The sequence below is a fragment of the Streptomyces sp. NPDC006691 genome (genome assembly GCF_042869955.1).
Taxonomy (GTDB): Bacteria; Actinomycetota; Actinomycetes; order Streptomycetales; family Streptomycetaceae; genus Streptomyces.
Map to the genome: position 1 here is coordinate 306,553 of NZ_JBIAGW010000001.1, position 25,774 is coordinate 332,326.

The 25,774-nt window shown below is 72.7% G+C and carries 24 protein-coding genes; 4 read left to right on the forward strand and 20 right to left on the reverse strand.

The genetic code is table 11. The features are described 5' to 3' along the window. Positions 1-71 precede the first annotated feature (71 nt). Positions 72-653: a GbsR/MarR family transcriptional regulator gene (locus ACFYNP_RS01365; protein WP_388781508.1), complete on the reverse strand. Its 582-nt coding sequence runs from the start codon at positions 651-653 to the stop codon at positions 72-74. Between the two features lie 74 nt (positions 654-727). Here ACFYNP_RS01365 and ACFYNP_RS01370 point away from each other — a divergent pair, with 74 nt between their 5' ends. Next, positions 728-1,633: an ATP-binding cassette domain-containing protein gene (locus ACFYNP_RS01370; RefSeq protein WP_388781511.1), complete on the forward strand. Its 906-nt coding sequence runs from the start codon at positions 728-730 to the stop codon at positions 1,631-1,633. Next, complete coding sequence (locus ACFYNP_RS01375) at positions 1,630-3,243, forward strand: ABC transporter permease (RefSeq protein ID WP_388781514.1); 1,614 nt, start codon at positions 1,630-1,632, stop codon at positions 3,241-3,243. Before ACFYNP_RS01370 ends, ACFYNP_RS01375 begins: the two co-directional genes overlap by 4 nt. 17 nt (positions 3,244-3,260) lie before the next feature. Here ACFYNP_RS01375 and ACFYNP_RS01380 read toward each other — a convergent pair whose 3' ends face one another. The 4 genes from ACFYNP_RS01380 to ACFYNP_RS01395 form a co-directional block, all read right to left on the reverse strand. Beyond that, entirely contained in the window at positions 3,261-4,610 is a 1,350-nt protein-coding gene (locus ACFYNP_RS01380) for a cytochrome P450 (RefSeq protein WP_388781517.1), read from the reverse strand. Between the two features lie 448 nt (positions 4,611-5,058). Then, positions 5,059-5,724 carry a response regulator gene (locus ACFYNP_RS01385; RefSeq protein WP_388418103.1) on the reverse strand — a complete coding sequence of 222 codons (666 nt, stop codon included), beginning with the start codon at positions 5,722-5,724 and terminating at the stop codon, positions 5,059-5,061. Next, a complete protein-coding gene (locus ACFYNP_RS01390) occupies positions 5,721-7,184 on the reverse strand; it encodes a sensor histidine kinase (protein ID WP_388781520.1) in 1,464 nt (487 codons plus the stop codon). The genes ACFYNP_RS01385 and ACFYNP_RS01390 overlap by 4 nt, the downstream gene beginning before the upstream one ends. A 151-nt stretch (positions 7,185-7,335) precedes the next feature. After that, a complete protein-coding gene (locus ACFYNP_RS01395) occupies positions 7,336-7,833 on the reverse strand; it encodes an FBP domain-containing protein (RefSeq protein WP_388781523.1) in 498 nt (165 codons plus the stop codon). Positions 7,834-7,920: 87 nt separating this feature from the next. Here ACFYNP_RS01395 and ACFYNP_RS01400 point away from each other — a divergent pair, with 87 nt between their 5' ends. Together ACFYNP_RS01400 and ACFYNP_RS01405 are read left to right on the forward strand one after the other, a co-directional pair. Continuing rightward, a complete protein-coding gene (locus ACFYNP_RS01400) occupies positions 7,921-8,490 on the forward strand; it encodes a TetR/AcrR family transcriptional regulator (RefSeq protein ID WP_388418097.1) in 570 nt (189 codons plus the stop codon). 137 nt (positions 8,491-8,627) lie between these two features. Continuing rightward, positions 8,628-9,812: a GDSL-type esterase/lipase family protein gene (locus ACFYNP_RS01405; RefSeq protein WP_388781524.1), complete on the forward strand. Its 1,185-nt coding sequence runs from the start codon at positions 8,628-8,630 to the stop codon at positions 9,810-9,812. Positions 9,813-9,991: 179 nt separating this feature from the next. Here ACFYNP_RS01405 and ACFYNP_RS01410 read toward each other — a convergent pair whose 3' ends face one another. The 15 genes from ACFYNP_RS01410 to ACFYNP_RS01480 all read right to left on the reverse strand — a co-directional run bounded on the left by ACFYNP_RS01410 (position 9,992) and on the right by ACFYNP_RS01480 (position 25,737). Next, positions 9,992-10,903, reverse strand: a complete 912-nt coding sequence (locus ACFYNP_RS01410; protein WP_388781526.1) for an alpha/beta hydrolase — start codon at positions 10,901-10,903, stop codon at positions 9,992-9,994. 133 nt (positions 10,904-11,036) lie between these two features. Beyond that, positions 11,037-12,227 (reverse strand): kynureninase, encoded by a 1,191-nt coding sequence (gene kynU, locus ACFYNP_RS01415; RefSeq protein ID WP_388781529.1) that lies wholly within the window; start codon positions 12,225-12,227, stop codon positions 11,037-11,039. Continuing rightward, the gene (locus tag ACFYNP_RS01420; RefSeq protein WP_388418085.1) at positions 12,220-13,080 is read right to left on the reverse strand and encodes a tryptophan 2,3-dioxygenase family protein; all 861 of its coding nucleotides are present in this window, start codon (positions 13,078-13,080) and stop codon (positions 12,220-12,222) included. Before ACFYNP_RS01420 ends, kynU begins: the two co-directional genes overlap by 8 nt. A gap of 132 nt (positions 13,081-13,212) precedes the next feature. Next, positions 13,213-13,869, reverse strand: coding sequence for a DUF3152 domain-containing protein (locus ACFYNP_RS01425; RefSeq protein WP_388781532.1), 657 nt, complete (start codon positions 13,867-13,869; stop codon positions 13,213-13,215). 107 nt (positions 13,870-13,976) lie between these two features. Then, entirely contained in the window at positions 13,977-14,228 is a 252-nt protein-coding gene (locus ACFYNP_RS01430; protein ID WP_388781534.1) for a hypothetical protein, read from the reverse strand. A 252-nt stretch (positions 14,229-14,480) separates the two neighbouring features. After that, positions 14,481-14,894, reverse strand: a complete 414-nt coding sequence (locus ACFYNP_RS01435) for a DUF3151 domain-containing protein (protein ID WP_388418078.1) — start codon at positions 14,892-14,894, stop codon at positions 14,481-14,483. A 992-nt stretch (positions 14,895-15,886) separates the two neighbouring features. Beyond that, complete coding sequence (locus ACFYNP_RS01440) at positions 15,887-17,338, reverse strand: MFS transporter (protein ID WP_388782213.1); 1,452 nt, start codon at positions 17,336-17,338, stop codon at positions 15,887-15,889. Positions 17,339-17,600: 262 nt separating this feature from the next. Continuing rightward, complete coding sequence (locus ACFYNP_RS01445) at positions 17,601-18,749, reverse strand: MalY/PatB family protein (RefSeq protein ID WP_388781537.1); 1,149 nt, start codon at positions 18,747-18,749, stop codon at positions 17,601-17,603. Positions 18,750-18,948: 199 nt separating this feature from the next. After that, complete coding sequence (gene fbaA, locus ACFYNP_RS01450) at positions 18,949-19,971, reverse strand: class II fructose-bisphosphate aldolase (protein ID WP_382599985.1); 1,023 nt, start codon at positions 19,969-19,971, stop codon at positions 18,949-18,951. Between the two features lie 236 nt (positions 19,972-20,207). After that, the gene (gene pyrE, locus ACFYNP_RS01455) at positions 20,208-20,780 is read right to left on the reverse strand and encodes an orotate phosphoribosyltransferase (RefSeq protein WP_388418070.1); all 573 of its coding nucleotides are present in this window, start codon (positions 20,778-20,780) and stop codon (positions 20,208-20,210) included. Positions 20,781-20,804: 24 nt separating this feature from the next. Continuing rightward, on the reverse strand, positions 20,805-21,593 hold the full coding sequence (locus ACFYNP_RS01460) for an aldose 1-epimerase (RefSeq protein WP_388781540.1): 789 nt from the start codon (positions 21,591-21,593) through the stop codon (positions 20,805-20,807). Positions 21,594-21,743: 150 nt separating this feature from the next. Next, positions 21,744-22,628 carry a carbon monoxide dehydrogenase gene (locus ACFYNP_RS01465; protein ID WP_388781543.1) on the reverse strand — a complete coding sequence of 295 codons (885 nt, stop codon included), beginning with the start codon at positions 22,626-22,628 and terminating at the stop codon, positions 21,744-21,746. 211 nt (positions 22,629-22,839) lie between these two features. Further along, positions 22,840-24,423, reverse strand: coding sequence for a polyamine aminopropyltransferase (locus ACFYNP_RS01470; RefSeq protein ID WP_388781545.1), 1,584 nt, complete (start codon positions 24,421-24,423; stop codon positions 22,840-22,842). Between the two features lie 84 nt (positions 24,424-24,507). Then, the gene (locus ACFYNP_RS01475) at positions 24,508-25,032 is read right to left on the reverse strand and encodes a DUF2617 family protein (RefSeq protein ID WP_388418059.1); all 525 of its coding nucleotides are present in this window, start codon (positions 25,030-25,032) and stop codon (positions 24,508-24,510) included. Between the two features lie 390 nt (positions 25,033-25,422). Further along, complete coding sequence (locus tag ACFYNP_RS01480; protein WP_388418056.1) at positions 25,423-25,737, reverse strand: hypothetical protein; 315 nt, start codon at positions 25,735-25,737, stop codon at positions 25,423-25,425. Between the last annotated feature and the right edge of the window lie 37 nt (positions 25,738-25,774).

Consider the following 25,774-nt stretch of genomic DNA (forward strand, 5'->3'; position numbering starts at 1 on the left):
TCCGGGGCCACCTACAAGGGCGCGGGGAACTGCGCGACCAGCCACGCACGGCCCGCGGACGGAAGCCGCGCTCAGCGGGGTGGGATCGGGGGGAGGTCCAGGGTCGTGCGGTGTTCGCGCCAGCGGTCCATCAGCTGGGACAGCTCGCCGTGCAGGAACGTGAAGAACGCCGCCGTCTCCGCCATCCGCGCCCCGGCCGCCGTGCCGGGGCCGCCCGCGCTCGCGACGCCCTCCCGCATGACCTGCTCCCAGCGGGTCAGGATCCGGTCGCGGTTGGTGAAGGTCTCGTACCAGAGTTCGTTGTGCAGGACGTACCGGTCGCGCCGGGAGCCGGGCTCTCGTTCTCGGCCGACCATGTTGACCTGGGACAGATAGCGGACCGCGCCCGACACCGCGGCCGGGCTGATCCGCAGCGCCGAGGCCAGTTCGGCCGAGGTCATCGAGCCGGCCTCGGAGACGAGCAGCGCCGCGAAGACGCGCGCCGCCATGCGCTGCATGCCGGCCTCGGCGAGCTCGGAGGCGAACCGCTCGACGAAGCGGCCCACCGCGTCCTCGTCCCGCCCCTGCGGCTCGCCCGCCCCGTCCGGCCCGTCCGCCACCTTCCGCTCCTCCCGCCCGCCGTCTTCCCCACCGATACCGTCCACACCACTCATGGCCCCGACCCTATCCGCCCTTCATGCCGTTCCTTATCTTCACAACTTCATGAAAATACAGTACGTTCAAAAACATGACGAAGGCAATCACGGTAGCCGGACTGCACAAGTCGTTCGGGCGCACCCGCGCCCTCGCCGGGCTCGACCTCGCCGTCGAGTCCGGCGAGGTCCACGGCTTCCTCGGCCCCAACGGCTCGGGGAAGTCCACGACCATCCGCGTGCTGCTCGGCCTGCTGCGCGCCGACTCCGGCGCGGCCCAACTGCTCGGCCGGGACCCGTGGGCCGACGCCGTGGAACTGCATCGCCGGGTGGCGTACGTGCCCGGCGACGTGACCCTGTGGCGCAACCTCTCCGGCGGTGAAGTCATCGACCTGTTCGGCAGGTTGAGGGGCGGCCGCCTCGACCCGGCCCGCCGTCGGGACCTCATCGCCCGCTTCGAGCTCGACCCGACGAAGAAGGGCCGCACGTACTCCAAGGGCAACCGGCAGAAGGTGGCGCTGGTCGCCGCGTTCGCCTCGGACGTCGACGTACTGATCCTCGACGAGCCGACCTCCGGACTCGACCCGCTCATGGAGGAGGTCTTCCAGGACTGCGTCAAGGAAGAACGCGACCGTGGCCGGACCGTGCTGCTCTCCTCGCACCTCCTGAGCGAGGTGGAGAGTCTCTGCGACCGGGTGAGCATCATCCGCCGGGGCCGGACGGTGGAGACCGGGTCCCTCGCGGAGCTCCGCCACCTCACCCGGACCTCCGTCGCCGCTGAACTGGCGGGTCCGCCAGGGCAGTTGGCCGGGCTGCCCGGCGTGCACGACCTCGATGTGCACGGCAGGCGGGTCAAGCTTCAGGTCGACACGGACAAGCTGGACGCGGTACTGCGCTCCCTCACCGATTCGGGCGTACGGTCCCTGACGTCCACGCCGCCCACCCTGGAGGAGCTGTTCCTGCGCCACTACACCGGGGCGGAGGAGGTGGCCGCGCCATGACCACGTCTTCTTCGACGGTCCCGGGCAAGCGGTTCGGCACTGAACTGGCCGGCACGGGAGCCTTGTTGAGGCTGGCGCTGCGCCGGGACCGGATGATGATCCCGGTGTGGGCCATCGCGCTGGGCGGACTCGTCGCGAGCGGCGCGAGCACTCTGGAGAAGGTGTACACGACGGCCGCCCAACGTGCGGACGCGGCACGGTCGATGAGCGGCAACGGCTCGCTGCGCGCCCTGTACGGCCCGGTCTTCGGTGACTCGCCAGGCGCGCTGACCGCGTGGCGGTTCGGCGGGTTCGGCTGCGTACTGGCGGCGGTGATGAGCCTCCTGATCGTGGTGCGGCACACGCGCGACGAAGAGGAGACGGGCCGTCAGGAACTCCTGTCCTCGGCCATGGTGGGGCGCCGGGCCTCCCTGACATCGGCACTGCTGGCGGCGCTGATCGCGAACACGGCGGTGGCCGCGATCATCACGGCGGGACTGGGCAGGTCGACCGGCGACACGGCGGGTTCGGCGGCGCTCGGACTGACCGTCGGCGCGATCGGCATGCTGTTCGCGGCCCTCGCGGCGATCATGGCACAGCTGACGGAGAGCGCCCGCCTCGCCAAGGGCCTGACGGGGGCGGCGCTCGGCGCGGCGTTCCTGCTGAGGGCGGCGGGCGACACCGCGACCCGCGACGCCTCCTCGGTGCTGGACCACCTGACCCCGCTGGGCTGGGCCGAGAACGTACGGCCGTACGCGGGCGAGCGGTGGTGGCTGCTGCCGCTCATCGGGGCGGCGGCCCTCGCGCAGGGGGCCGTCGCCTACGTCCTGGCCGGGCGGCGCGACATCGGGATGAGCTTCGTCCCGCCGCGGCCCGGACCGGCCGACGGGCGCATCACGACGGCGTACGGGCTCGCCTGGCGGCTCCAGCGCGGCGGCGTACTCGGCTGGGCCCTCGGGTTCGCGCTGGCCGGGCTGCTGTTCGGGCGGATGGCCGACGGGACGGCGGCCCTGGTCGGCGACAACGCGCGGACCAGGGAGATCATCCAGCGGATGGGCGGCCAGAGCGGACTGACCGACGCGTTCCTGGCCACGATGGTCGGCATGCTGGGGATGCTCGCGGCGCTGTACGCCACCTCTTCGGTGCTGCGGCTGCACGGCGAGGAGACGGGCGGGCGCGCCGAGCCGGTCCTGGCCGCCTCGGTGGGCCGGGTGCGGTGGGCGGCCGGCCATGTGGTGATCGCGTTCGGCGGGGCCGCCCTGATCATGGCGATCGGCGGACTCGCCCTGGCGGCCGGCCACGGCCGCGACACCGGCCCGCTCCTGGGTGCGGCATTGGTCCAACTCCCCGCGATCTGGACCCTGTCGGGGCTCGCGCTGCTGCTGTTCGGCGCACTCCCCAGGCTCGCCCCCGGGGCCCTGGGCGTGGTGGCCCTGTGCCTGGCCCTCGGCTGGGTCGGCCCCGCCCTGAACCTGCCGACCGCCGTCCTGGACGTCTCCCCCTTCGGTCATCTGCCCAAGCTGCCGGGGGCGGGGATGACGTGGACCCCGGTACTGGTCCTCACCGCCCTCGCGGCAGCGCTGGTGGGGGCGGGGGCGGGGGCCTTGCGGCGCCGGGACGTGGTGGGCTGAGGGCGGGTCCGGGCGGCTCAGCACTCCACCCGGAGCTCCTTGAGCCCCCGGATGACGAACCCGGGGCCCCATTCCGGCTCGGCCACCAGCCGCATCCCGGGCGCCTTGCGCAGCAACTCCCCGAACGATGCCTGTAGTTCGAGCCGGGCTAGCGGTGCGCCCAGGCAGTAGTGGATGCCGGCACCGAAGGAGATGTGGGGGTTGTCGGCGCGGGTGAGATCGAGGACGTCCGGGTCGGCGAACCGTGCGGGGTCCCGGTTCGCGGACCCGAAGAGCAGGGCGACCTCGCTGCCGCGCGGCAGCGTCTGCCCGGCGAACTCGATGTCGTCGAGCACCCAGCGCTCGAAGAGCTGGAGCGGGGTGTCGTACCGCATCAACTCCTCTACGGCGGTGGGCAGAAGGGCGTCGGGCGCGGCCCGGAGCGCGGCGAGCTGAGCGGGGTTGCGGAACAGGGCGTACCAGCCGTTGGCGGTGGTGTTGACAGTGGCCTCGTGGCCGGCGTTGAGGAGCAGCACGCAGGTGGAGACCATCTCCTGCTCGGTGAGACGGCGAGGCCCGGCGACAGCCATGCCTCCCCTTCCTCCTCGTTCCCCTCTTCGTTCTCCTCCTCGCTCCCGTTCTCCTTCTCCTTCTCCTTCCTCAGCCTCTTCGGCGTGGGCGGCGATGAGGGCGGAGATCAGGTCGTCCGAGCCGGGGTTCTTGCGCCGCTTAGCGATCAACTCTCTTAGGTAGGCGGTGAATTCGAGCGACGCACGAACGGCGCGGGCGGCGGTCTCCTCACCCGGGTCGAGTTCGTACATGCCGCAGATCGCGGCGGACCAGGGTCGCAGCAGGGGCCGGTCGGCGTCGGGGATGCCGAGGATTTCGGCGATGACGGCCACGGGGAGCGGCTCGGCGACCTCGGCGACGAGGTCGCCGCCCCCGGCCGCGCGGAAGTCGTCCACGAGGCGGGCGGCGAGCCGGTGCACGGTGGGGGCGAGGCGTTCCACGGTGCGGGGGTTGAAGGCCTGCGAGACGAGGCGGCGGATCCTGGTGTGGTCCGGGGGCTCCAGGTCCAGCATGCCGCCGTCGTTGAGGGTGTGGAACGGTTCGTGCGCCGGGGGCGGAGGTGTTCTGCCGAACTCGGCGTGTGTGAACCGGTGTTGGTAGGCGCGGCCCAGTCTCCGGTCCCTCAGGAGGGTGCGGATGTCGGCGTGGTGGGGGATGAGCCACTGGCCGGTGGGCGGGTAGTGGTGGATGCGGCCCGCCGCCCTGAGCTCCGCGTACGCGGGGTAGGGGTTGGCGACGAAGTCGCGCGCGGTCGGGCGGAAGGGGAGGGGGGTGGGGATGGAGCTGGGGATGGGGATGGGGCTGGGGATGGGATACATGCCTCGACCATCCGGGGTCAGCCCCCGGGGGATCAAGGGCGCGGGCCGGTTTGCGGGCCCATCGGCTGCGACCGGTCGGTGGCCGTTCGCGCAGTTCCCCGCGCCCCCAACCCCGTTCCGACTGCGGATCGCGGTCGCTTCTCGCGCAGTTCCCCGCGCCCCTAAATGCCTTGGTGCCGGCCCGCATCGAGGCATTTCAGCCTGTCCGGCGTTTGAGGACGAGCGCCCTTCAGGCGCGAACGGGGGTGCAGGGGGCGGAGCCCCCTGCGGGGGTTCGAGGGGCGCAGCCCCTCAAGGGGGTCTGGGGCGCAGCCCCAGGGGCTGAACCCCTCAACCCGGCCGCACGGGCGGGCGGGTGGGCAAACCCCCCGGGGGGCCGGGGCGGAGCCCCAGGGGGCCGGGGCAACCGACCCCGGGCAACGGGCGGGAGGGTGGGCAAACCCCCCGGCTAGGACGGCGTCACCAGACGGGTCTCGTACGCGTACACCGCCGCCTGCGTACGGTCACGCAACCCCAACTTCACCAGCACCCGGCTGACATGCGTCTTGATCGTCGACTCCGCCACCACCAGCCGATCCGCGATCTCCAGGTTCGAAAGGCCCTGGGCGATCAGAACGAGCACCTCCGTCTCGCGATCGGTCAGCTCCTCCACCTGCCCCACCCCCGCGGAGCCACCCCGCTGGGCCGGCATCACCCGCGCGAACTCGTTGATCAGGCGCCGGGTCACCGAGGGAGCGAGCAGCGCCTCACCGGAGGCCACCACCCGTACCCCGTCCGCGAGTTGACGGGCCGAGGCATCCTTGAGGAGGAAGCCCGACGCCCCCGCCCGCAGCGCCTGGTACACATACTCGTCGAGGTCGAAGGTGGTCAGTACGAGCACCTTCGAGGAGTCGTCCGCCGCCACGATTTCGCGCGTCGCCTCGATGCCGTTCATGCCGGGCATCCGGATGTCCATCAGAACCACGTCGGGCCGCAGCGCCTGCACCTGGGCGACCGCCTCGCGCCCGTCGACCGCCTCGCCGACTACCTCGATGTCCGGCTGCGCGCCGAGCAGTACGGAGAAGCCCTCGCGCACCATCATCTGGTCGTCGACGATCAGCACCCGGATCGTCATGCCCGCTCTTCCGTCCTCTTGGCCAGGTCCACACCGGGCTCCGGCTCCCGGCCCCGGTCCGGCTCCCGGTCCGGCTCCCGGTCCGGCTCCCGGTCCGGCTCCCGGTCCGGCTCGGCTGCCGTCACCGGGATGAAGACGGTCACCTCGTAACCGCCCTCCGCCGTCCGCTCCGCGGTCATCTGTCCGCCGAGCATCGCGACCCGCTCCGCCATGCCCGTAAGCCCGTGTCCCGAACCCTGCGAGGGGCCCGCCGCACTGGTCGCGGGGCCGTTGAGGATCCGCAGGCCGAGCCCGCCCAGAACGTACCCGATCTCCACCCGGGCCCCCGCCCCCGGCGCGTGCCGCAGGGTGTTGCTGAGGGCCTCCTGGATGATCCGGTACGCCGACAGCTCGACGCCCTGCGGGAGTTCGCGCACCGCACCGGTGATGACCTTCTCGACCGGCAGCCCGGCCTCGCGGACGTTGGCCAGCAGGCCGTCCAGGTCGGCGAGGGTGGGCTGGGGAGCGTCCGGCGCCTCGTAGTCCTCGGCGCGTACGACACCGAGCACCCGGCGCAGTTCGGTGAGCGCGGCCACCGCGTTCTCGCGGATCGTGGCGAAGGCCTGGGCCAGTTCGGGCGGCGGGTTCTCCACCCGGTAGGGCGCGGCCTCGGCCTGGATGGCGACCACCGACATGTGGTGCGCGACCACGTCGTGCAGCTCGCGCGCGATGTTGGTGCGCTCCTCCAGAACGGTCCGCCGGTCGCGCTCCACCGCCGTCACCGACTTCTCCGCGCTGACCTGCCGCTCGGCGTCCTTGCGGATGTGCCCGACCGAGATGACCAGCAGGACCATTCCGTAGAAGATCGCCACCTGCACGCTGCCGAGGGTGTCGGTGTTGCCGCGGGCCACACTCAGCGCCACGCTGAGGCCCAGGGTCACCAGCCACATGTTGAGTGCGACGCGGGGGCGGGTGCGCAGCGCCACCACGGCCAGGACGGTGAGGTGCATGAGGCCGGACCCGGGGGTCCAGGGGCTCATGCTGCCGTGGTTCCCCATCATGCCGGTGAGGACGATCGCGCCGCACGACAGCCAGAACGCCCCGATGGGACGTACCAGCGTCACGACCACCGGCACCGCGAGCAGCATCCCGCTCAGCAGGAAGGCGAAGCCGCCGCCGCCGATTCCGCTCAGACTGCGCTCGTAGCCGTACGCCATCGCGAGGAACGCGAAGAAGCAGACCACGGCGTGCGGCAGCCAGCCCGCCGCCTCGCGCATCCGGCCCGGGAGCCGGCGCGCCACGGCCCCGTCCGTCCGCCGGGGCGGGAGCGGCCGGTAGGCGAACGCGTCGTGGAACAGGTCCCTGCGCAGTCCCGCGTACGTATCCATCGCCCACCGGAACTCCGGAGGGCGTTCGGCGCTGCCCGCCGCCGCTCTGTTGCCGCTCCCGTGCCGGAGCCTGGTCGTCTCGTTCACATCCACCACGGTAGGCGGCGGCCCCGGCCACGGCGTCCGGCTGGATGCGGATCCTGCGGGGTCCGCCTCAGGGACTACGCGGGGACCCTCCGGCGGCGACGCGGGGCCCGTCCGCCCGGGGCCGCCGGACCGGGATGGGATGGGATGCGATGGGCGCTCACGCCGTCGCGGTCACCTTGGCGACGAACGCCGCCACGTTCGCCATTGTCCGCCCGATCTTCTCCTCCAGCGTGAGCGTCTCGTGCAGCCGCGCCCCCATGCCCGCGTCCTTCTTGCCGCGTACGTAGAGCGAGCAGTCGAGGTCGGCACAGATGTAGGCGCCCACCGAGTTGCCCTCCTTGCCGGGCTTGCCCGCCTTCGGCGCGACCATCAGCGCGACGCCGCCGGAGTGGGTGGTCAGGCACATCGAGCACATGCTGCGCCGCTGCTGGCCCGGGACCGCACTGGAGCAGCGCAGCGCCAGCCCGTGCGGGCGGCCGTCGAGCTCGACGACGAGGTAGCCGCGGTCGGGGGCCTGCGGATCGCGCCAGCCGAGGTAGTCCAGGTCGTCCCAGGGCCGGTCGGCCAGATCGCGCGGCACGGACAGGCGCTTGGCCTCGCCCTTGGTGCAGTTAACGAAGGCGGCACGGATGTCTTGTTCGGTCAGCGGCTTCATGAACCTCACGGTAATTTGCCTAAAGGTTGTAGGCAAATCAATAATGGGTTCAGGCAAGAGAGCGCAGCACTCAGGGAGAGGCAGGGCATGGCACGCGTAGGACTGACCACCGACCGCCTGGTCCGGGCGGGCGCCGAGCTCGCCGACGAGGTCGGCTTCGAGCAGGTGACCGTCTCGGCGCTGGCCCGCCGGTTCGACGTCAAGGTCGCGAGCCTGTACTCGCACGTCAAGAACTCCCAGGACCTCAAGACCAGGCTCGCCCTGCTCGCCCTGGAGGAACTCGCGGTCCGGGCCGCCGACGCCGTGGCCGGCCGCTCCGGCAAGGACGCCCTGGCCGCGCTCGGCAACGTCTACCGCGACTACGCCCACGAGCACCCCGGCCGTTATGCCGCGGCCCAGCTCCGGCTCGATCCCGAGGCGGCGGCCGCGAGCGCCGGGCGCAGGCACTCGGGGATGACGCGCGCGATCCTGCGTGGCTACGACCTGCCGGAGCCGGACCAGACGCATGCGGTACGGCTGCTCGGCAGCGTCTTCCACGGCTACATCAGCCTGGAGATGGGCGGCGGGTTCAGCCACAGCGCCCCCGACACCCAGGAGACCTGGGACCGCACCCTGGACGCGCTCGACGCCCTCCTGCGCAACTGGCCGACGTCATGAACACGCCCGCCGAACGGAGCGGCCCGTCCAGCCCGTTCCGCTCATCCGGCCCGTCCGGCCCGTCCGGCCCGTCCGGCCCGTTCGACCCATCCCGCCCGTCCAGCCCGTCCCGCCACACGAACCCGAGCGGGGACCCAGTGAGCACCGCCCCGAACAGCACCACGACCACCCCCATCACCGCCGAACTCCTGCGCGGGGCAATTGAGTTGGAGCGCACCGCACACGGCGTACTGCCGCACCGGCTGCCCGCCTCCGCCCTCGCCCGCGGCGCCGACGCCCAGCTCGCCATGGCCGAGTCCCAGCCCTCCGGCGTACGCCTCGCCTTCCGCACCCGGGCCACCGTCATCGAGCTTGACGCGCTGCCCACCAAACGCGCGTACGCCGGCGCCCCGGCCCAGCCGGACGGCGTCTACGACCTGCTCGTCGACGGGCGGCTCACCGACCGGGGCAGTGTCCGCGGCGGTCACACCCTGACCATCGACATGGCCGCCGGCACCGCCGAACACCGACCCGGCGAGCCCGGCACCCTGCGCTTCGCGGGGCTTTCCGGCGAGGGCAAGGACGTCGAGATCTGGCTCCCCCACAACGAGACCACCGAACTCGTCGCCCTGCGCACCGACGCCCCCGTCGAGCCGATGCCCGACCGGGGCCGCAAGGTGTGGCTGCACCACGGCAGTTCCATCAGCCACGGCTCGAACGCCGCGAGCCCCAGCACCATCTGGCCCGCGGTCGCCGCGCGCCTCGGCGGGGCCGAGCTGATCAACCTGGGCTTCGGCGGCAGCGCCCTGCTCGACCCGTTCACCGCGCGGACGATGCGGGACACCCCGGCGGACCTGATCAGCGTCAAGATCGGCATCAATCTCGTCAACCTGGACGCGATGCGACTGCGTGTGTTCACCCCGGCGGTGCACGGCTTCCTCGACACGATCCGCGAGGGCCACCCGACCACACCGCTGCTGGTGATCTCGCCCATCCTGGCCCCCATCCACGAGGACACTCCGGGGCCCTGCGCCATGGACCTCACGGAGTTCGCGGCCGGGAAGCTGACGTTCCGGGCGGAGGGTGACCCGGCGGAGCGGGCGGCCGGAAAGCTCACCCTGAACGTCATCCGGAACGAGCTGTCCTCGATCGTGGCGGCCCGGGCCAAGGACGATCCCCACCTCCATTATCTGGACGGCCGTTCCCTGTACGGAGCCCCGGACGCGGCCGAACTCCCGCTGCCCGACGCCCTGCACCCGGACGCCGCGACCCACCGCCTGATGGGCGAGCGCTTCGCCGAACTGGCCTTCCTTCAGGGGCCGTTCGGGCCCCGGAAGGGCTAGCGTGCGGGAAGGACGATGGCGCGGGAAGACCGGTGGCCAGGGAAGGCGATTGTCCGGGGAAGGCCGGTTGTCCAGGGACGGCCGGTCGTCCCTGGACGACCGGGATCGCGGAAGGCCGGGATCGCGGAAGGCCGGGATCGCGGAAGGCCGGGATCGCGGAAGGCCGGGATCGCGGAAGGCTAGTAGGCCAACTGCGCGATCTCCTCGGCCACGACCGCGCACGCGTCGGCCGCCGGGTCGATGAGCGGGAAGTGGCCGACGCCCTCAAGGAGGGTGAGGCCCACCATCTCGCCCGCCTTCGCTGCCGCGTCCACGTACGCCTCCGCCACGGCCTGGGGTACGACGATGTCCTCGCGCCCCTGCACGACGGCCGTGGCGATCCCCGTCGGCAACAGGGCCGCGGTGTCGACCTGCGCGGCACGCTCCCCCAACTCTCCACCCTCACCCAGGAGTTGGAGTACGGCTCCGGAGCACACCGCCAGCTCGACGGCGGTGGCGAAGTGGGCGATGGGGGCGAGCGCCACGACGCCGCGCAGGGCGGCGGGATAGGGGCTGTGCCACGGGGAGTCGGGCGGCAGTACGTGCCGGGCCGCGGCCCACAGGGCCAGGTGGCCGCCGGCCGAGTGCCCGGTCAGTACCGTGCGGCGCGGGTCGGCCTGCGGGACGGCCTCGCGCGCCAGGGCGGGCAGGGCGTCCAGGGCGGCCGCCACGTCGTCGAAGGTGTCCGGCCAGCGCCCGGCGACCGGGCCTTCGCCACCCTGCTGCGGCAGCAGACCGCCGCGCCGGTACTCGACGTTGGCGACGGCGAACCCGCGCCGGGCCAGGAAGTCGGCGAACGGAGTGACGTGCGCACGGTCATAGGGGGCCCGCCAGGCGCCGCCGTGCAGCAGCACCACCAGAGGGGCGCCGGTGCCGGGGCCGCGCGGGGCGTAGAAGTCGATCACCTGGTCGGGGTGGTCGCCATAGGCGGCGGTGGCGTCGGGGGCGACGGCGGGATGCGAGAACGCGGAGGCCTCCTCGGCCGCGTCACGCTCCGCGGGATCCGTGTCACGCTCCGCGGGATCCGTGTCACGCTCTGCGGGATCCGTCATTCCCCAACCTTTCGCCAGGCCAAGCCGGTTGATCACCCGGGTGGCACGGACGCTACCAGGGCGTCCGTGCCACACCCGACGGGCCGGCTCGGCCCGGCTCGGCCCGGCTCGGCCGAGCTCAGCTCAGCGCGGCTCAGCTCAGCAGCGTCGCGAGTTCCGCCGCCGCCCGCTCCGCGTCCGCGAAGCCCACGTACAGCGGGGTGAAGCCGAAGCGCAGGACGTCGGGGCGGCGGAAGTCGCCGACCACGCCCCGCTCGATGAGCGCGCGCATCACGTCGCCCGCCCCCTCACAGCTCAGGGACACCTGGCTGCCGCGTTCCGCATGGGCGGCAGGGGTCACCGAAGACACCTTGCCGGCCGGAACGTAAGCCTCGACGCACTCCAGGAAGAAGTCCGTCAGGGCCAGGGACTTCGCGCGGACCGCGTCGACCGGGACGCCGTCCCACACATCGAGCGCGGACTCCAGGGCCAGCATCGACAGGATGTCCGGGGTGCCGACCCGGCCCCGCGTCGCACCGTCGCCCGGCACGTACGCGGGCCGCATGCCGAAGGGGTCCTCGTGCGAGTTCCAGCCGGGCAGCGGGGTGTCGAAGCGTGCCTGGTGCTCACCGCGCACATAGAGGTAGGCCGGTGAACCCGGGCCGCCGTTCAGGTACTTGTACGTGCAGCCCACCGCGAAGTCGACGCCGTGCGCGGCGAGGCCGACGGGCAGTGCGCCCGCGCTGTGGCACAGGTCCCAGACCGCGAGGGCCCCGGCCGCGTGGATCGCCGCCGTCATGCCGGGCAGGTCGTTGAGCCGGCCCGAGCGGTAGTCCACGTGGTTGACGAGCACCGCGGCCGTACGCCGGCCGAGGGCACCGACGATCTCCTCCGGAGCCAGCGCCCGAATCTGACGCCCCGTCATGCGCGCGGCGGATGCGGCCACATACCCGTCCGTGGGGAACGTCGAGGCGTCCACCAGGATCTCGTCCCGCTCTTCGCCGGCCATGCGTACCGCCGCCACCAGCGCCTTGAAGACGTTGACGCTCGTCGAGTCGCCGACCACCACCGTGCCGGGGTCCGCCCCGATCAGCGGGGCGATGCGGTCTCCGATGCGCTCCGGCGCGGTCCACCAGCCGCTCTCCTCCCAGGACCGGATGCGCAACTGGCCCCACTCGCGCGCGATGACGTCCTGCATACGCGCCGGGACGTGCCGGGGCAGCGCCCCCAGGGAGTTCCCGTCGAGATAGACCACGCCCTCGTCGAGCGCGAACAGGTCGCGGTGCGCGGCGAGTTCGTCTGCGGCGTCCAGCGCCGCGGCCTTCTTGGCCAGCACCTCAGACATGGCTGCGCGCCGTCCACAGCTCGGGGAACACGCTCTTGGTGGCCCGCTTCTCCAGCCAGGCCACCCCGGCCGAACCGCCGGTGCCGGTCTTGGCGCCCATGGCCCGCCGGGTCGCCACCAGATGGTCGTTGCGCCAGCGCCAGACGAGTTCACCGACATCGGTCAACGCCTCGCCCAGGCGCACCAGTTCACCGTTCTGGTCCCCCGTGTACAGCTCGGTCCAGACCGCTTCGACGCGGGCGTCCGGCTCGTACTTGAGGGTCAGGTCGCGCTGGAGGACCTCCGCCGGGATCGCGTACCCGCGGCGGGCGAGCAGCGCGAGCACCTCGTCGTACAGGCTCGGCTCGCCCAGCGCCTTCTCCAGCTCGGCGTGCACGCGGGGCGCGCCGCGGTGCGGCACCAGCATGGAGGCGGACTTGTCGCCGAGCAGGAACTCCATCCGCCGGTACATCGCCGACTGGAACCCGGAGCCCTCGCCGAGCGCGGACCGGTAGGAGTTGAACTGGGCCGGGGTCAGCTGTGCCAGCGGCGTCCATGAGGCGTTCAGCGCCTCCAGCTCGCGCACCGAACGCTTCAGGGCGTCGACGGCGACCGGGATGCGGTCCGCGCGCAGGGCCCGCGACGCGGTCTCCCACTCGTGCACGATGACCGTGAACCACAGCTCCATGACCTGGGTGGTGACCAGGAAGACCATCTCGCCCGGGTCGTCGGAGCGCAGATGCTGGAGGTGGGTGAGGACGTCCGCCTGGACGTAGTCCTCGTACGGAGTCGTACCCTCGAAGTCCAGGTTCGGGGTCTCCGGCTCGTCACCCTCCTCGGGTGGCACGACCGGTTCGGACATCTTTGATGACATCGCTGTCTCCTCGATGTGTCCGGGTAGCGGTCCGCCCCTTCCTCGGTCGGCATCGGAGCCCCGGTCCCCACCCGCATCATAAACACGGTTCCGCCCGCCCCGTCAGGGCACCGATGGCTCCGGCCCGCCGCGTCAGGGCACCGACGGGCCCGTGACGAACGTCCCGCCCGAGGTGTAGGGCCAGGCGTTGGACTTGCAGCCGTTCAGGCCCTTGATCTGCTGCATCATCACCGGGGCGGGCTTCCCGGCGCCCGGGCAGGCCATGTGCTGGTGGTAGCCGATCATGTGGCCTATCTCGTGGTTGATGATCAGGTGGCGGTACTCGGCGGGCGGCCCGTCGTACTGCGGCGAGCCCGTCACCCAGCGCTTGAGGTTGACGATGACACCGCCCGTGACCTCGCAGTTCAGCTCGCCGCCGGTGTCGCCGTTGACCGCGCACAGCCGGTCCGTGGTCTTGGGCGTGGCGATCTTGATCACGACATCGGCGCCGCCAGCCACCAGCTGGAAGCGGCCCTTGCCGTGCGCGGCCCAGCTGCGCGGGTCGGACAGGATCGTCTGGATGTCGAGCGAGGCCTGCTTGGCGGAGAGGTCCACGCCATCCTCGACCTGCACCTGGTAGCGGCGCAGCGGCCCGCCGGTACCGACGACCTTCCCGGACGCCTTGGCGCTGGTGAAGGTGCCGGGCCCCGACTGCGGTACGGCGTCGGCCTTCGGGCTGCCGGAGGCGCCCGGGGACTGCGAGGGCTGGAGGGGCGCCGCGTCGACGGGCTGCGGGGGCCGCTCTTCCATGGGACTCGCCACGATGTTGCCGGGTTCGGCGGCAGGCTTGCGTCCTCCGCCACCGGGCCACTGCGCGAGGGCGACCCCACCGAGGAGCGTGGCGCCGAGCAGCGCCCCTACGAGGAGCAGGACCCGGGAACGCCGGCGCCGGCTTCGCGGCGGGTGGGGCGGTGGCTGCGGGTGCGGGTGCGGGTGCGGGTGCGGGTGCGGGTGTTGTGGGTGCTGCACATGCTGCGGGTACGGGTACGGGTGCTGCGGGTGCGGGCCCTGCTGGTGCTGGTGCTGGTGCGGGTCCTGCGGATGCTGGTGCGGGTCCTGCGGATGCTGGGACTGGTGCTGGTGCTGGTGCTGGTGCTGGTGCTGGTCACGAGCCTGGTTCCGGCTGTCGCCGGCGTCGCTACGGGCGCCTCGCTTGCCCAAGACGGAGTTCTCCCCTTGTCCCCGGCTGGAGTTGGGGGGAGAGGAGTGGGGCCTCCGCGCCAGCCTGTCGATGCGGCCGGGCGCGCGTGATCGTGCCGTACGCGGCTGCCCGGGCCGTCCGTGTCAGACATACAGATGCCGCGGACGGCCCGAACGTTCCCTTTCGGCCCGGGTTCGGCCAGGCTCCGGCCGGGAGTGGATCAGCCCAGGGTGTCGGCGGCGAGCGTCGAGGAGTCCCGCAGGAAGCTCGTGCAGCGCTCGTACTCGGCGTCCTCACCGATCGCCTGCGCGGCGCGGGCGAGGGCGTGCAGGGCGCGCAGGAAGCCGCGGTTGGGCTCGTGCTCCCACGGCACCGGGCCGTGCCCCTTCCACCCGGCGCGGCGCAGCGAGTCCAGGCCGCGGTGGTATCCGGTACGGGCGTAGGCGTACGACTCGACGGTGCGGCCGCCGTCGAACGCGTCGTCGGCGAGCTGCGCCCAGGCGAGCGAGGAGGTGGGGTACTTCGCGGCGACGTCGGCCGGGGCGGTTCCGGTGGCGAGCAGTTCGCGGGGCTCCGGGTCGTCGGGCAGCAGGGTGGGGGCGGGACCGCCGAGGAGGTTCTCGTGAATGGACATGCGGCCCAGTCTGCCACCGTGAAACCGTGCCGGGCCGCGGTGCGCCGGGGCTCCGCGTTGGACCCCGGTCCTGGTCTCGGCCCTGGCCGGCCGGGCCGGGCTGCGGGGTGTGGCTGAGTGGGGGGTGCGGGTCTGGGGTGCGGCTGAGTGGGGGTGCGGCTGAGTGGGGGTGCGGATCTGGGGTGCGTGCCGGGGGCGGCTGATCGGGGTGCGGCTGCGGGGTGCGGCTGCGGGGTGCGCTGGGGCTCTGCCCCAGACCCTGGGAGGGTCGCCCCACCCCGCCCCTTCCCGAAACCCGCCGGGGGTGGAATGGGGTGGGCCGGAATCTCCGGGGCTGCGCCCCGGGTCCCGCTTGTTCGGCTGCGGACCGTGCGGGGCTGCTTGCGCAGTTCCCCGCGCCCCTAACCCCCTTTCCATCCGCGGACCGCGGTCGCTTCTCGCGCAGTTCCCCGCGCCCCTGAACCCCGTTGTCGTCCGCGGACCGTGCGTGGCTGGTCGCGCAGTTCCCCGCGCCCCTAACCCCCTTTCCATCCGCGGACCGTGCCCGCTTCTCGCGCAGTTCCCCGCGCCCCTGTAGGTGACCCGGCATCCCCCGGTCGCGCCCACCGCGGCGGAGCCGCGCGCATGTCACAGCCCCGAGCCCCTGTAGGTGACCCCGAATGCCTCGGTACTGGCCCGCACCGGGCATCTTCAGCCCGTCCGGCGATTGAGGACGAGCGCCCTTAAGGCGCGAACGGGGTCTGGGGCAGAGCCCCAGGGCTCAGCTGATCCAACCCGCCGCACGGGCGGGAGGGTGGGCAAACCCGCCGGGGTCTGGGGCAGAGCCCCAGGGACCCGGAACCAACCAACCCCGGGCAACGGGCGGGCGGGTGGGCAAACCCCCCGGGCTACGGGGCGCAGCCCCGCGAGGCAAACACCCAGGGCCGGGGCGCAGCCCCCCGAGGCAAACACCCAGGGCCGGGGCCGGAGCCCCGCAAGCGAGACCCCCCGGGTCAGGACGCGTCACCCCGGCCGGGCTCAAGCGCGGGCCCGGAGACCCCGGCCTGCATGCGGCACTCCGGAACAACCCCCGCCCCCACCCTCCGTACGGTAAGGAACGCGACCACCGAGGCCAGCACCAGCGCCCCCGCACACATCGGCATGGCCCGCCGAAACGTGGCCCCGAATTCCGCCGCCGAGCGGTACGCCTCCGGCCCCATCCCCGCGGCCAGCGGCAACGCGGCGACCGCGAGAAGACCCGCCGCACGCGCGGCCGCGTTGTTGATGCCGCTGGCGAGCCCGGCCCGCCCCTCGTCGACCGAGGCAAGCACCGTCGCGGTGAGCGGCGCCACCAGGGTGACCATGCCGAGGCCGAGCACCACCAGCGCGGGCAGCACGTCCCGTACGTACGACGCGTGCTCCCCCACCCGCAGCATCAACAGCATTCCCGCCGCGCACAGCAGCGGGCCGACGGTGAGCGGGATGCGCGGCCCGATCCGCTGGCCGAGCTCGCCGGATCGGGCCGAGAGCAGCAGCATCAGGACGGTCGTGGGCAGCAGGGCCGCGCCCGCGCCGAGCGCCGAGTACCCGGCGACGACCTGGAGCTGGAGGGCGGCCAGGAAGAAGAACCCGCCGAAGGCGGCGTACACGCACACCGTCACCACGTTGACCGACGTGAAGGTGCGCGAACGGAAGATGTCCGGCGGCAGCATGGGGTCGGCCAGATGCCGCTCACGCCGTACGAACGCGCCCCCCAGCCCGAGGCCGGCCACTCCCGCCCCGACGACCAGCCGCGACGCGCCCTGCCCCGGGGCCTCGATCAGCGCGTAGGTCACCAGGGCCAGGGTCAGCGCGCCGAGGGCCGCGCCGGTCACGTCGAAGCGTCCGGTGTGGACGCGCGGGTCACGCGACTCCGGTACGTGGCGCAGGGCGACGGCGACGCAGAGCACGGCCAGCGGCACGTTGATCAGGAACACCCAGCGCCAGCCGGGGCCGTCCACCAGCCAGCCGCCGAGGAACGGGCCGATGGCCGCCCCGACCCCGCCGAGGCCGGACCACACGCCGACCGCGCGGGCCCGGTCGTCCGGATGGAAGCCCGACTGGATGATGGCGAGGGAGCCCGGGGTGAGCAGCGCGCCGCCGATGCCCTGGAGGGCGCGGGCGGCGATGAGGACGCCGGCGTTCGGGGCGAGGCCGCACAGCAGCGAACCGGCGGCGAACCACACCACCCCGATCACGAACACCTTCCGCCGTCCGTACCGGTCGCCCAGGGCGCCGCCAAGCAGAATGAGTCCGGCCAGCGTCAGCATGTAGGCGTTGACGGTCCACTGGAGTACGGCCATGTCGGTGTCGAGGTCGGCGCCGATGTGAGGCAGGGCGACGTTGACGACGGTCGAGTCCAGGAGGGCCATGCCCGAGCCGAGGACGGTGGTGAGCAGCACCCAGCGGCCGGGGCGGGTGCCCATGCGTACGTTGTCCGCCACAGCACGACTGTCCCCCGCCGCGCCCCTTCCCGAAACCCGCCGGGACACGTTCGACTGCGGACCATGCGTGGCCGCTCCCGCCCACCGAGGCCGGGCCGCCCCGGGCATCAGGGGAGCCGGGTCGGGTCAGATCGGGTAATGCCGGATCAGGTCGGATCAGGTCGGATCAGGTGATATCGGGTCAGGTCAGGCGGGGCGGGTGAGCCGGGTCGGGTCGGGTCGGGTCGGATGAGGGCGGCTCGGATCACGTAAGCCGGGTCAGGGCACGGACCAGTGCCGTTGCTCCCGCCTCCGCCTTGCCCCGGGCACACCCCACGTTCAGGCGAACGAACCCGCGCGCCCCATAGACCCCGCCCGGCATGATCGCCACCTTCTCCCCCTCCACCAGCTCCCGCTGTAGCGCGTCCTCGTCCACCCCGAGCCCCCGCAGGTCGATCCAGGCGAGGTAGCCGGCCTGCGGTGGAGTCCAACTCAGGCTCGGGAAAGCCGAGTTGAGGCGTTCCGCCACCAGCTCCAGGTTGCCCGCCACATACGCCCGCAGCGCGTCCAGCCACTCCGCACCCTGCCGGTACGCCGCGATGTGCGCCGTGAGGGAGAGGACGGCCGGCGAGGCGAGGCCCTCGCCCGTCTCCATCCGCCGGACGAACTCCGCGTGATCCGCCGCATCCCCGACGAACCCGTACGACCCCGTCAGGGCGGGGAAGTTGAACGACTTCGTGCCGGACGTGATCAGCGCCCAGCGCCCTTGGCCGAACCGGGTCCAGGGCAGATGCCGATGGCCGTCGTGGACGAAGTCCGCGTGGATCTCGTCGCTGATCACCGCGACCCCGTACCGCGCCGCGAGCGCGGCGAAGGACGCCAGCTCGGCCTCCGTCCACACCCGCCCGGTCGGATTGTGCGGCGAACAGAGCAGGAGGACCCGGGCACGCGGGCGCGCGAGCGCCGCCTCAAGGGCTTCCGGGTCGTCGAGCGGGACTCCGCGCAGCTCGCGTCCGAGCCCGTCGACCGCCTTGCGGAAGCCGTCGTACACAGGGGTGTGGACGACGACCGCGTCACCCGGCTCGGTCCACATCCGCAGCAGCTGGGAGAGCTGGTTGAGGACGGACGGCGCGTACACCAGCCGTGCGGTGTCCACCTCCGTGTCGTGCCGGGCGCGGTACCAGTCGCGTATGGCCGAGCGGAACTCCTCGTTCTGCCAGTCGGTGTAGCCGAAGACCCCGTGCGCGACCCGTTCCTGGAGCGCCGCGAGGACTTCCGGCGGGGAGGGGAAGTCCATGTCGGAAATCGTGAACGGGAGCAGCCCGTCCGTCCCGAACCGGGCGGCCACCCCGTCCCACTGGACGCTCCAGGTACCGCGCCGGTCAACGGGGACGTCGAAGTCGTACGTGGTCATGAGTGCCTCTCTGAGCCTGTGCCCGGTGGCCCGTGCCGGTGACTCGTGGCCGGTGACTGGTGGCCCGTGCCGCTGACTGGTGGCCCGTGCCGGTGGCCGTGACGGGGTATGTCCGGGCGCCGGAAACGGCCCGGGCCCGGCGCCCCCGTGGAGGGGGACACCGGGCCCGGCCGTACGCGAGCGCTCGCGCGCGACGCGCCTACTTCAGCTTCGTGCCGGTCGAGCGCAGGTTCGCGCAGGCCTCGGTGACCCGCTTGGCCATGCCGGCCTCGGCCAGCTTGCCCCAGGTACGCGGGTCGTACGTCGACTTCTTGCCGACCTCGCCGTCCACCTTCAGCACACCGTCGTAGTTGCGGAACATGTGGTCCGCGACCGGCCGGGTGAACGCGTACTGCGTGTCCGTGTCGAGGTTCATCTTCACGACGCCGTTCTCCAGCGCGGTCGCGATCTCCTCGGCCGTGGAGCCCGAGCCGCCGTGGAAGACGAAGTCGAACGGCGAGGCCTTGCCGTACTTCTCGCCCACGCCCGCCTGGAGGTCCTTGAGCAGCTCCGGGCGCAGCACGACGTTGCCGGGCTTGTAGACGCCGTGGACGTTGCCGAAGGACGCGGCCAGCAGGTAGCGGCCCTTCTCGCCCAGGCCGAGCGCCTCGGCGGTGCGCAGCGCGTCGTCGACGGTCGTGTACAGCTCGTCGTTGATCTCGTGGCTGACGCCGTCCTCCTCGCCACCGGTCGGGGTGATCTCGACCTCAAGGATGATCTTCGCGGCGGCGGCCTTCGCGAGCAGCTCCTGGCCGATGGCCAGGTTGTCCGCGAGGGTCTCGGCGGAGCCGTCCCACATGTGGGACTGGAACAGCGGGTTCAGACCCCGGGCCACGCGCTCGGCGGAGACCTCGATCAGCGGGCGGACATAGCCGTCCAGCTTGTCCTTGGGGCAGTGGTCGGTGTGCAGCGCGACGGTGATGTCGTACTTCGCGGCGACGACGTGCGCGAACTCGGCCAGGGCGACAGCGCCGGTGACCATGTCCTTGTTGTACTGGCCACCCAGGAACTCCGCACCACCGGTGGAGATCTGGATGATGCCGTCGCTCTCGGCCTCCGCGAAGCCGCGCAGCGCAGCGTGCAGGGTCTGGGTCGAGGTCACGTTGATGGCCGGGTAGGCGAACTTGCCTGCCTTCGCCCGGTCGAGCATCTCGTTGTAGACCTCGGGGGTTGCGATGGGCATCTGTCCGCTCCTTGTGATGTGCGGGGTGTGCGATATGTGCTGGCCCTGACCTGGGGGCGACGTCATCGTCGCGGCCCATCTTTCCAGACTCTGGCCTCGGCTCCACCCGGCGGACGCGCCAAGGGCGGGCTGTTTCACGTGAAACAGCCCGCCCTTTTGTGAATCCGCAGGTCAGCGCGCCGACCTCGGGAAACCCGGGACCTAGGTCACGAGTTTCGCGAGACCTCGGGCGCTGTTTACGCCAGCCCCAGCTCCGTCGAGTCGAAGGCGAAGACGTACGGCACGCCCGCACCCTCGGTGATCTTCTCGGCGGCACCGGTCGCCCGGTCCACGATCGTGGCGACGGCCACGACCTCGGCGCCGGCCGCGCGGACCGCCTCGACGGCGGTCAGCGGCGAGCCACCGGTGGTCGAGGTGTCCTCGACGACCAGGACCCGGCGGCCCTTGATGTCCGGGCCCTCGACCTGGCGCTGCATCCCGTGCGCCTTGGCGGACTTGCGGACGACGAAGGCGTCCAGGGTGCGGCCACGGGCGGCCGCGGCGTGCAGCATCGCGCCGGCCACCGGGTCGGCGCCCATGGTCAGGCCGCCGACCGCGTCGAAGTCGAACTCGGCCGTGACGTCAAGCATCACCTGGCCGACCAGCGGCGCGGCGACGCCGTCAAGGGTGACCCGGCGCAGATCGACGTAGTAGTCGGCCTCGATCCCGGAGGAGAGGGTCACCTTGCCGTGCACCACGGCCTTGTCCTTGATCTGCTGGAGCAGGTCAGCGCGTGTGCCCTGCGGCATTGCTTCGTCGACGTCAGTCATGGCAGCCAGCTTAAAGGCGGCACCTCAAAGGCTGCGCCAGCTCCACGTCGTCGCCAGCTCCAGCGGCTCGATGGGGGTGACCAGGCGGGGCAGCGTGTTGAGCCCGTTGGGCGGGCCCGACTGCGGCTCCACGCACACGGCCTCGGCCTGCTCGTCGTAGACGACGACCCACTCGGTGGGGCTGGTCACCTTCAGTTCGAGGCGGCCGGGCCAGGTGAGGGTGACGTCGACGCCGTCCGGCATCCCGAAGCAGTCGTCCCAGGGGCCCGGCAGCGGATCGATGCGCCGGCCGGTGGGCAGATGGTCCTCGCCGCGCTCCTCCTGCCACGCGGCGTCGAAGGCGAGCCCGACCCGGCTGCCGTCGATCTCGCGCACGAACCAGGGGTGCCAGCCGACCTGCGCCGGGAAGGAGTTGTCGTACGTCTCGACGCCCATCCGCACGGTCAGCGCGTCCGGCGTCAGCTCGAAGATCTGGGTCACCTTGCCGCTGAACGGCCAGGGCTCGGCCAGTTCGTAGGTGAACACGGCCTCGGTGTCCGAGACCCGCGCGGTCCTCCATGCATGGTCGCGGGCGGTGCCGTGGATGGCGTGCGGCGGCGAGTTGAGGGGGAGCTGGTACTTCACTCCGCCGTCGCGGAACTGGCCGTTCTCGACGCGGCCGCACCACGGCACCATCGGGAAGCAGCCGTACTTGTCGCCCTGGCGCAGCACCTCGGTGCCGTCGATCCGCAGGCTGCTGATCCGGCAGCCGTTGCCCGCGTCGACGGTCAATTCAGCGGCGCCGGCGCTCAATTTGATCTGGTCACTGCTCACGGCCCCGACCCTAGCCGGTGATCCCTGGCTGTGGGCTCAACGCCCGCACCGCGCTCGGGACGGGCACGGCCCGACCGTTCGGCGCGGTGTCCTGGCCCTGGCGGGGCCACCCGGCCGCCCGGCGGTGTCCCGGCGGGCCGCTCGGGCCGCTCAGTGCCGGCGGCGCAGCGCGCGGCCGACGACGACCGCGGAGGCGAGGGCGAGGGCGGCGGCCGGGGCGACCCAGCGCAGCGTGGCGCTCGCGGTGCTGCCCGAGGGCGCGGGCACCGGAGCGTACCGGCCGCGCGGCGGTGCGTGGTCGACCTCTTCGGCGCTGCGGCCGATCATGGTGCGGCGGGCGTGCGCGGCCTCGACGGGCACGGGCTCGCCGACCTCGATGGAGAACTCCTCGTCGGCGAGCGGGTCCAGGGACGGCGGCGGTACCTCGGCGTCGAAGACGGAGGCGATGTCGTCCGCGTCCAGATCGCCGTCCAGTTCGGCGTCCAGGCCCGATACGCGGTCCGGGTCCCGGGCCGGCACATGGTCCGAGCCCTCCAGGTCCGTGTTGAGGTCCGTGTCGGCGGCCTGCGTCTTCGGGGTGCGCGGGTCGTCGGACGCGGCCGCGAGGTCCGGCTGTTCGGGGCGGGCGAGCTGCGCGGCGAACCGGTCGAGCAGCCGCAGCGCCGACGCGACGGCCGCGTCGTGCGGCACGTCGTTGGCCCGGCCCTCGGCGAGTGCCGTGCCCGTGAAGGCGAGGGTGGTGCCGCCGGGGGCGTCCGCGAGCCGTACGGTCAGGGTGAGCTTGGCGGCGCCCGCGCCGCGGACCTCGACGCCCTCGCCCTCGAAGGCGAACGTGTCCTCGTCCTGCTCGGTGATGCGCAGGGCGCCGCGGTAGGTGATGGTGCTCCCGCCGAGGCGGACCTTCAGCCGGCCGGCGATGGGCGGCTCGCCCGCATCCTGCTGTAGCCCCGGCACACAGCGCGCGACCAGGCCGGGGTCGCGCAGCGTCTGCCGGAGTGACGGGGTCTCGACCGGAACGAACACCTCATGCTCCATAGTCATCGAGCCTACCCAGCACCGGCCACCGCGTCTGCGCAAACGCGGCGCCGATCCCGGACGCCCCTCGCGTGACACACGCACCGGCCCCGCCGCGCACCACCGCCGGCAACGAGCCCCGCCCCCATCAGCCATCCCCGCCGCCCACCACCGCCATCGGCCGGCCCGCCGCGCACCGCCCGCACCCGCACCCGGCACCGGGCGCGGCGTCTCAGTCGGCGTAGCGGGGGTGCACCAGCGTCGAGGGCGGGACCGCGCCCGCGTCCGGGGGCGGGGCCAGCTGCTCGCTGCCGAGCGGCAGCCGCACCCCGGAGCGGGCCCCGGCCGCGCCGGTGGTGAACGGGTGCGGGGCGGGTCGGGCGGCCAGGACGAAGCCCCAGTCGCGGGGCGACTTCGCCGAGGCGGAGGCCCGGTCGGGGCCCGCGGTGAACCCGGCGCCGCTGCCGGTCGCCCGGTATTCGACGGTGGTGAGGCCGGCCGCGCGGACCGTCGAGGCAACCGTCCAGAACGTGCGGGGCCGGTCCGACACCGGCCCCGCGTGCACCACGAGCCGGCCGCCGGGCGCGAGCAGCCGGGCGGCCAGCCCGTAGAACTCCTGCGAGTAGAGCTTGGTGCTCGCGGTGATGCCCGGGTCGGGCAGGTCGGACACGATGGCGTCGTACGAGCCCGAGGCGTAGCCGTCGCCGCGCAGCCAGCCGAAGGCGTCCGCGATCACCGTACGCAGCCGGGGGTCGCGGTAGGCGTGCGCGTTCAGGGCCGCCAACTGCGGGTCCTCGCGCGCCAGTTGGACCAGGCCCGGGTCGAGTTCGACGAGGGTGACCGAGCGGACGCCGGGGCGGCTCAGCGCCTCGCGGGCGGCCAAGCCGTCACCGCCGCCCAGGATCAGGACGCGGCCGTGCGGGCCCGCGTCGAGGGCGGGCGCCACCAGGGCCGCGCGGTAGCGGGCCTCGTCGCGGCCGTCGATCCGCAGCCTGCCGTCGAGGAACAGGTCGAGCGGGGCGCCGCCCTTGCCGGTCAGGACGACTTCCTGGACACGGGTCTGGACGGCGACCCGCACCTGTCCGCCGTACACGGCGCGGCGCGCGGCCTGTTCGAAGTCGCCGACCAGGGCGGTGGTGAGGGCGAGCACCGCGAGGACGGCCGCGTTCGCGCCGATCAGGATCCAGCGGGCGCGCGGGGACAGGTCGCGGCCGAAGAGCAGCAGCACCAGCGAGCCGCCCGCCACCGCGTTGACCGCGCCGGTGAGCAACGCGGCGGTCAGCTGGCCGAGTTGGGGCAGCAGCAGGAAGGGGAAGGCCAGGCCGCCGACGAGGGCGCCCACGTAGTCCGCCGCGAACAGATCGGCGACCGTGCCGATCGCGTCGCCCGCGGCGCGGCGTGAGACGCGCTGGATGAGGGTCATCAGGAGCGGGATCTCGGCGCCGATGAGTATGCCGATCGCCAGGGAGAACGCGACAAGCGCGTAGCGCGAGCCGCCGAACCAGGCGAACGTGGCGTACAGGGCGATCGCCGAACAGCCGCCCACCAGGGCCAGCGTGGCCTCGATGAGGCCGAAGCCGACGGCGGCGCGGCAGCGCAGCCGTTTGGCGAGCAGCGAGCCGACGCCCATCGCAAAGACCATCACCGAGAGGACCACGGAGGCCTGGGTGACCGAGTCGCCGATCAAGTACGAGGCGAGCGCGACCAGTTCGAGCTCGTAGACGAGACCGCAGGCTGCGCAGATGAACACGACGGCCAGGACGAGGAACCGGCCCGACCGCGGACTACTCACGGGAGCGGGGAGCGGTTCGATCACCTGCCGAACGCTACGTGACGCTCCGTTCGCATCTTGTCACCCACACGGGTTCAACTGGAGCCAACCACGGCGGAATCGGAGGGATCAGAGCCCGGCGGGCGCGGCCACCCGTACGCCGACCCGGGTCCGCGTCACCACGAGCTGGCCCTCCTGCGGATAGGCGTGCCAGGTGCGCCACCACACCTGCCCCTCGCCGCGCTGGGCGAGCATCGCGGTGAAGGCGTGCGGCGATCCAGGAAACGTTCCCGCTAGGCCGTTGGGGTGATCGGTGACGAGCGCGAGGAGCTCCTGCGCGCGCCCCGCGAAGGAGCCCTGCGAGAGCGTCTCGACCCGGGCGGCGAACTCGTAGTCCCACTCGCCGAGCCGTTTCGCCACGCCGAGCGGCAGCGGGGTGCTGCTGCCGGGCATGCAGGCGACGGTCTCCGAGCAGGTGCCGCGTTCCTCGTCGAGGAGCACTTGGTGGGAGGCGCCCAGGAGTCTCAACTGGAGTTTCGCGCCGGACAGTTCGAGGTCGAGCACGGCAAGGGCGGGCAGCGGCTCGCGGCCCAGCGCCCAGGCGAGGTCGGCGGCACGCGTGTCGGTATAGGCGGTCTTGAGGGTCGTGAGCATGGAGGGGCTCCGCAAAACACACATGTGGCGGGTGGGTGACCGAGGGCGCCTCGGACCGCAAGGACGGGCGGGGGTATCTCTCCAACCGCCCGGGGTCCAGGGGCTGCGTCGTTTCTCATCTGCGAGGGAATCATGAAGTGCGCGGCGCTCACAGCTTTTTTACCCAACTTGATGGGGTTTCCATCCCCTCGGGGGCCACTCGGTTCAAACGTTCAACTACCGGCGCGAAAGAAGGCGCCCGGCCGGCCGTGACCGACCGGGCGCACAACGGGCGGAACCGGCGGCGGAATCGGCTGCCCCGTGTCAGCCGCGACCGCCGTGACCGGTGCCCGTCGCCCCTGCGGGCCGCCGGCGGGATGCACCCGCACGGCCGTCACCCGAACGGGCCGCTCAGCTCGAACCGCAGCCGCCGCCCCCGCAGGAGGAGCCGCCGCCGCACGAGGAGTGGCCGCCGCCCCCGCAGGAGTGACCGCCGCCGCACGAGTGGCCGCTGTGGTGCCCGCCGCCGTGGTGGCCGCTGCCGCTCCCGCACGACGAACTGCCGCTGTCCGAGCCGCCGCCGGCCCACCAGCCGGCTCCCGCGGCGGACGACGAGGCGGTCGCGGACGAGCGGCCGCGTCGCCGCGCGGGCTTCCTGCGGCGCCGGGCCGCCACGACGAGCAGCACCACAAGGGCGAAGATTCCCAGCCAGATCGCGATGTCCATCCCCCACCGTCCTTCTCTCCAGCGGTCCCCCGTCGTC

Excerpts from the sequence above, each read along its gene's own strand:
- ACFYNP_RS01365 (WP_388781508.1), bottom strand. The coding sequence starts at position 653 with ATGAGTGGTGTGGACGGTATCGGTGGGGAAGACGGCGGGCGGGAGGAG.
- ACFYNP_RS01370 (WP_388781511.1), top strand. The coding sequence starts at position 728 with ATGACGAAGGCAATCACGGTAGCCGGACTGCACAAGTCGTTCGGGCGC.
- ACFYNP_RS01375 (WP_388781514.1), top strand. The coding sequence starts at position 1,630 with ATGACCACGTCTTCTTCGACGGTCCCGGGCAAGCGGTTCGGCACTGAA.
- ACFYNP_RS01380 (WP_388781517.1), bottom strand. The coding sequence starts at position 4,610 with ATGTATCCCATCCCCAGCCCCATCCCCATCCCCAGCTCCATCCCCACC.
- ACFYNP_RS01385 (WP_388418103.1), bottom strand. The coding sequence starts at position 5,724 with ATGACGATCCGGGTGCTGATCGTCGACGACCAGATGATGGTGCGCGAG.
- ACFYNP_RS01395 (WP_388781523.1), bottom strand. The coding sequence starts at position 7,833 with ATGAAGCCGCTGACCGAACAAGACATCCGTGCCGCCTTCGTTAACTGC.
- ACFYNP_RS01400 (WP_388418097.1), top strand. The coding sequence starts at position 7,921 with ATGGCACGCGTAGGACTGACCACCGACCGCCTGGTCCGGGCGGGCGCC.
- ACFYNP_RS01410 (WP_388781526.1), bottom strand. The coding sequence starts at position 10,903 with ATGACGGATCCCGCAGAGCGTGACACGGATCCCGCGGAGCGTGACACG.
- kynU (WP_388781529.1), bottom strand. The coding sequence starts at position 12,227 with ATGTCTGAGGTGCTGGCCAAGAAGGCCGCGGCGCTGGACGCCGCAGAC.
- ACFYNP_RS01420 (WP_388418085.1), bottom strand. The coding sequence starts at position 13,080 with ATGTCATCAAAGATGTCCGAACCGGTCGTGCCACCCGAGGAGGGTGAC.
- ACFYNP_RS01425 (WP_388781532.1), bottom strand. The coding sequence starts at position 13,869 with ATGGAAGAGCGGCCCCCGCAGCCCGTCGACGCGGCGCCCCTCCAGCCC.
- ACFYNP_RS01435 (WP_388418078.1), bottom strand. The coding sequence starts at position 14,894 with ATGTCCATTCACGAGAACCTCCTCGGCGGTCCCGCCCCCACCCTGCTG.
- ACFYNP_RS01440 (WP_388782213.1), bottom strand. The coding sequence starts at position 17,338 with ATGGGCACCCGCCCCGGCCGCTGGGTGCTGCTCACCACCGTCCTCGGC.
- ACFYNP_RS01445 (WP_388781537.1), bottom strand. The coding sequence starts at position 18,749 with ATGACCACGTACGACTTCGACGTCCCCGTTGACCGGCGCGGTACCTGG.
- fbaA (WP_382599985.1), bottom strand. The coding sequence starts at position 19,971 with ATGCCCATCGCAACCCCCGAGGTCTACAACGAGATGCTCGACCGGGCG.
- pyrE (WP_388418070.1), bottom strand. The coding sequence starts at position 20,780 with ATGACTGACGTCGACGAAGCAATGCCGCAGGGCACACGCGCTGACCTG.
- ACFYNP_RS01465 (WP_388781543.1), bottom strand. The coding sequence starts at position 22,628 with ATGGAGCATGAGGTGTTCGTTCCGGTCGAGACCCCGTCACTCCGGCAG.
- ACFYNP_RS01475 (WP_388418059.1), bottom strand. The coding sequence starts at position 25,032 with ATGCTCACGACCCTCAAGACCGCCTATACCGACACGCGTGCCGCCGAC.
- ACFYNP_RS01480 (WP_388418056.1), bottom strand. The coding sequence starts at position 25,737 with ATGGACATCGCGATCTGGCTGGGAATCTTCGCCCTTGTGGTGCTGCTC.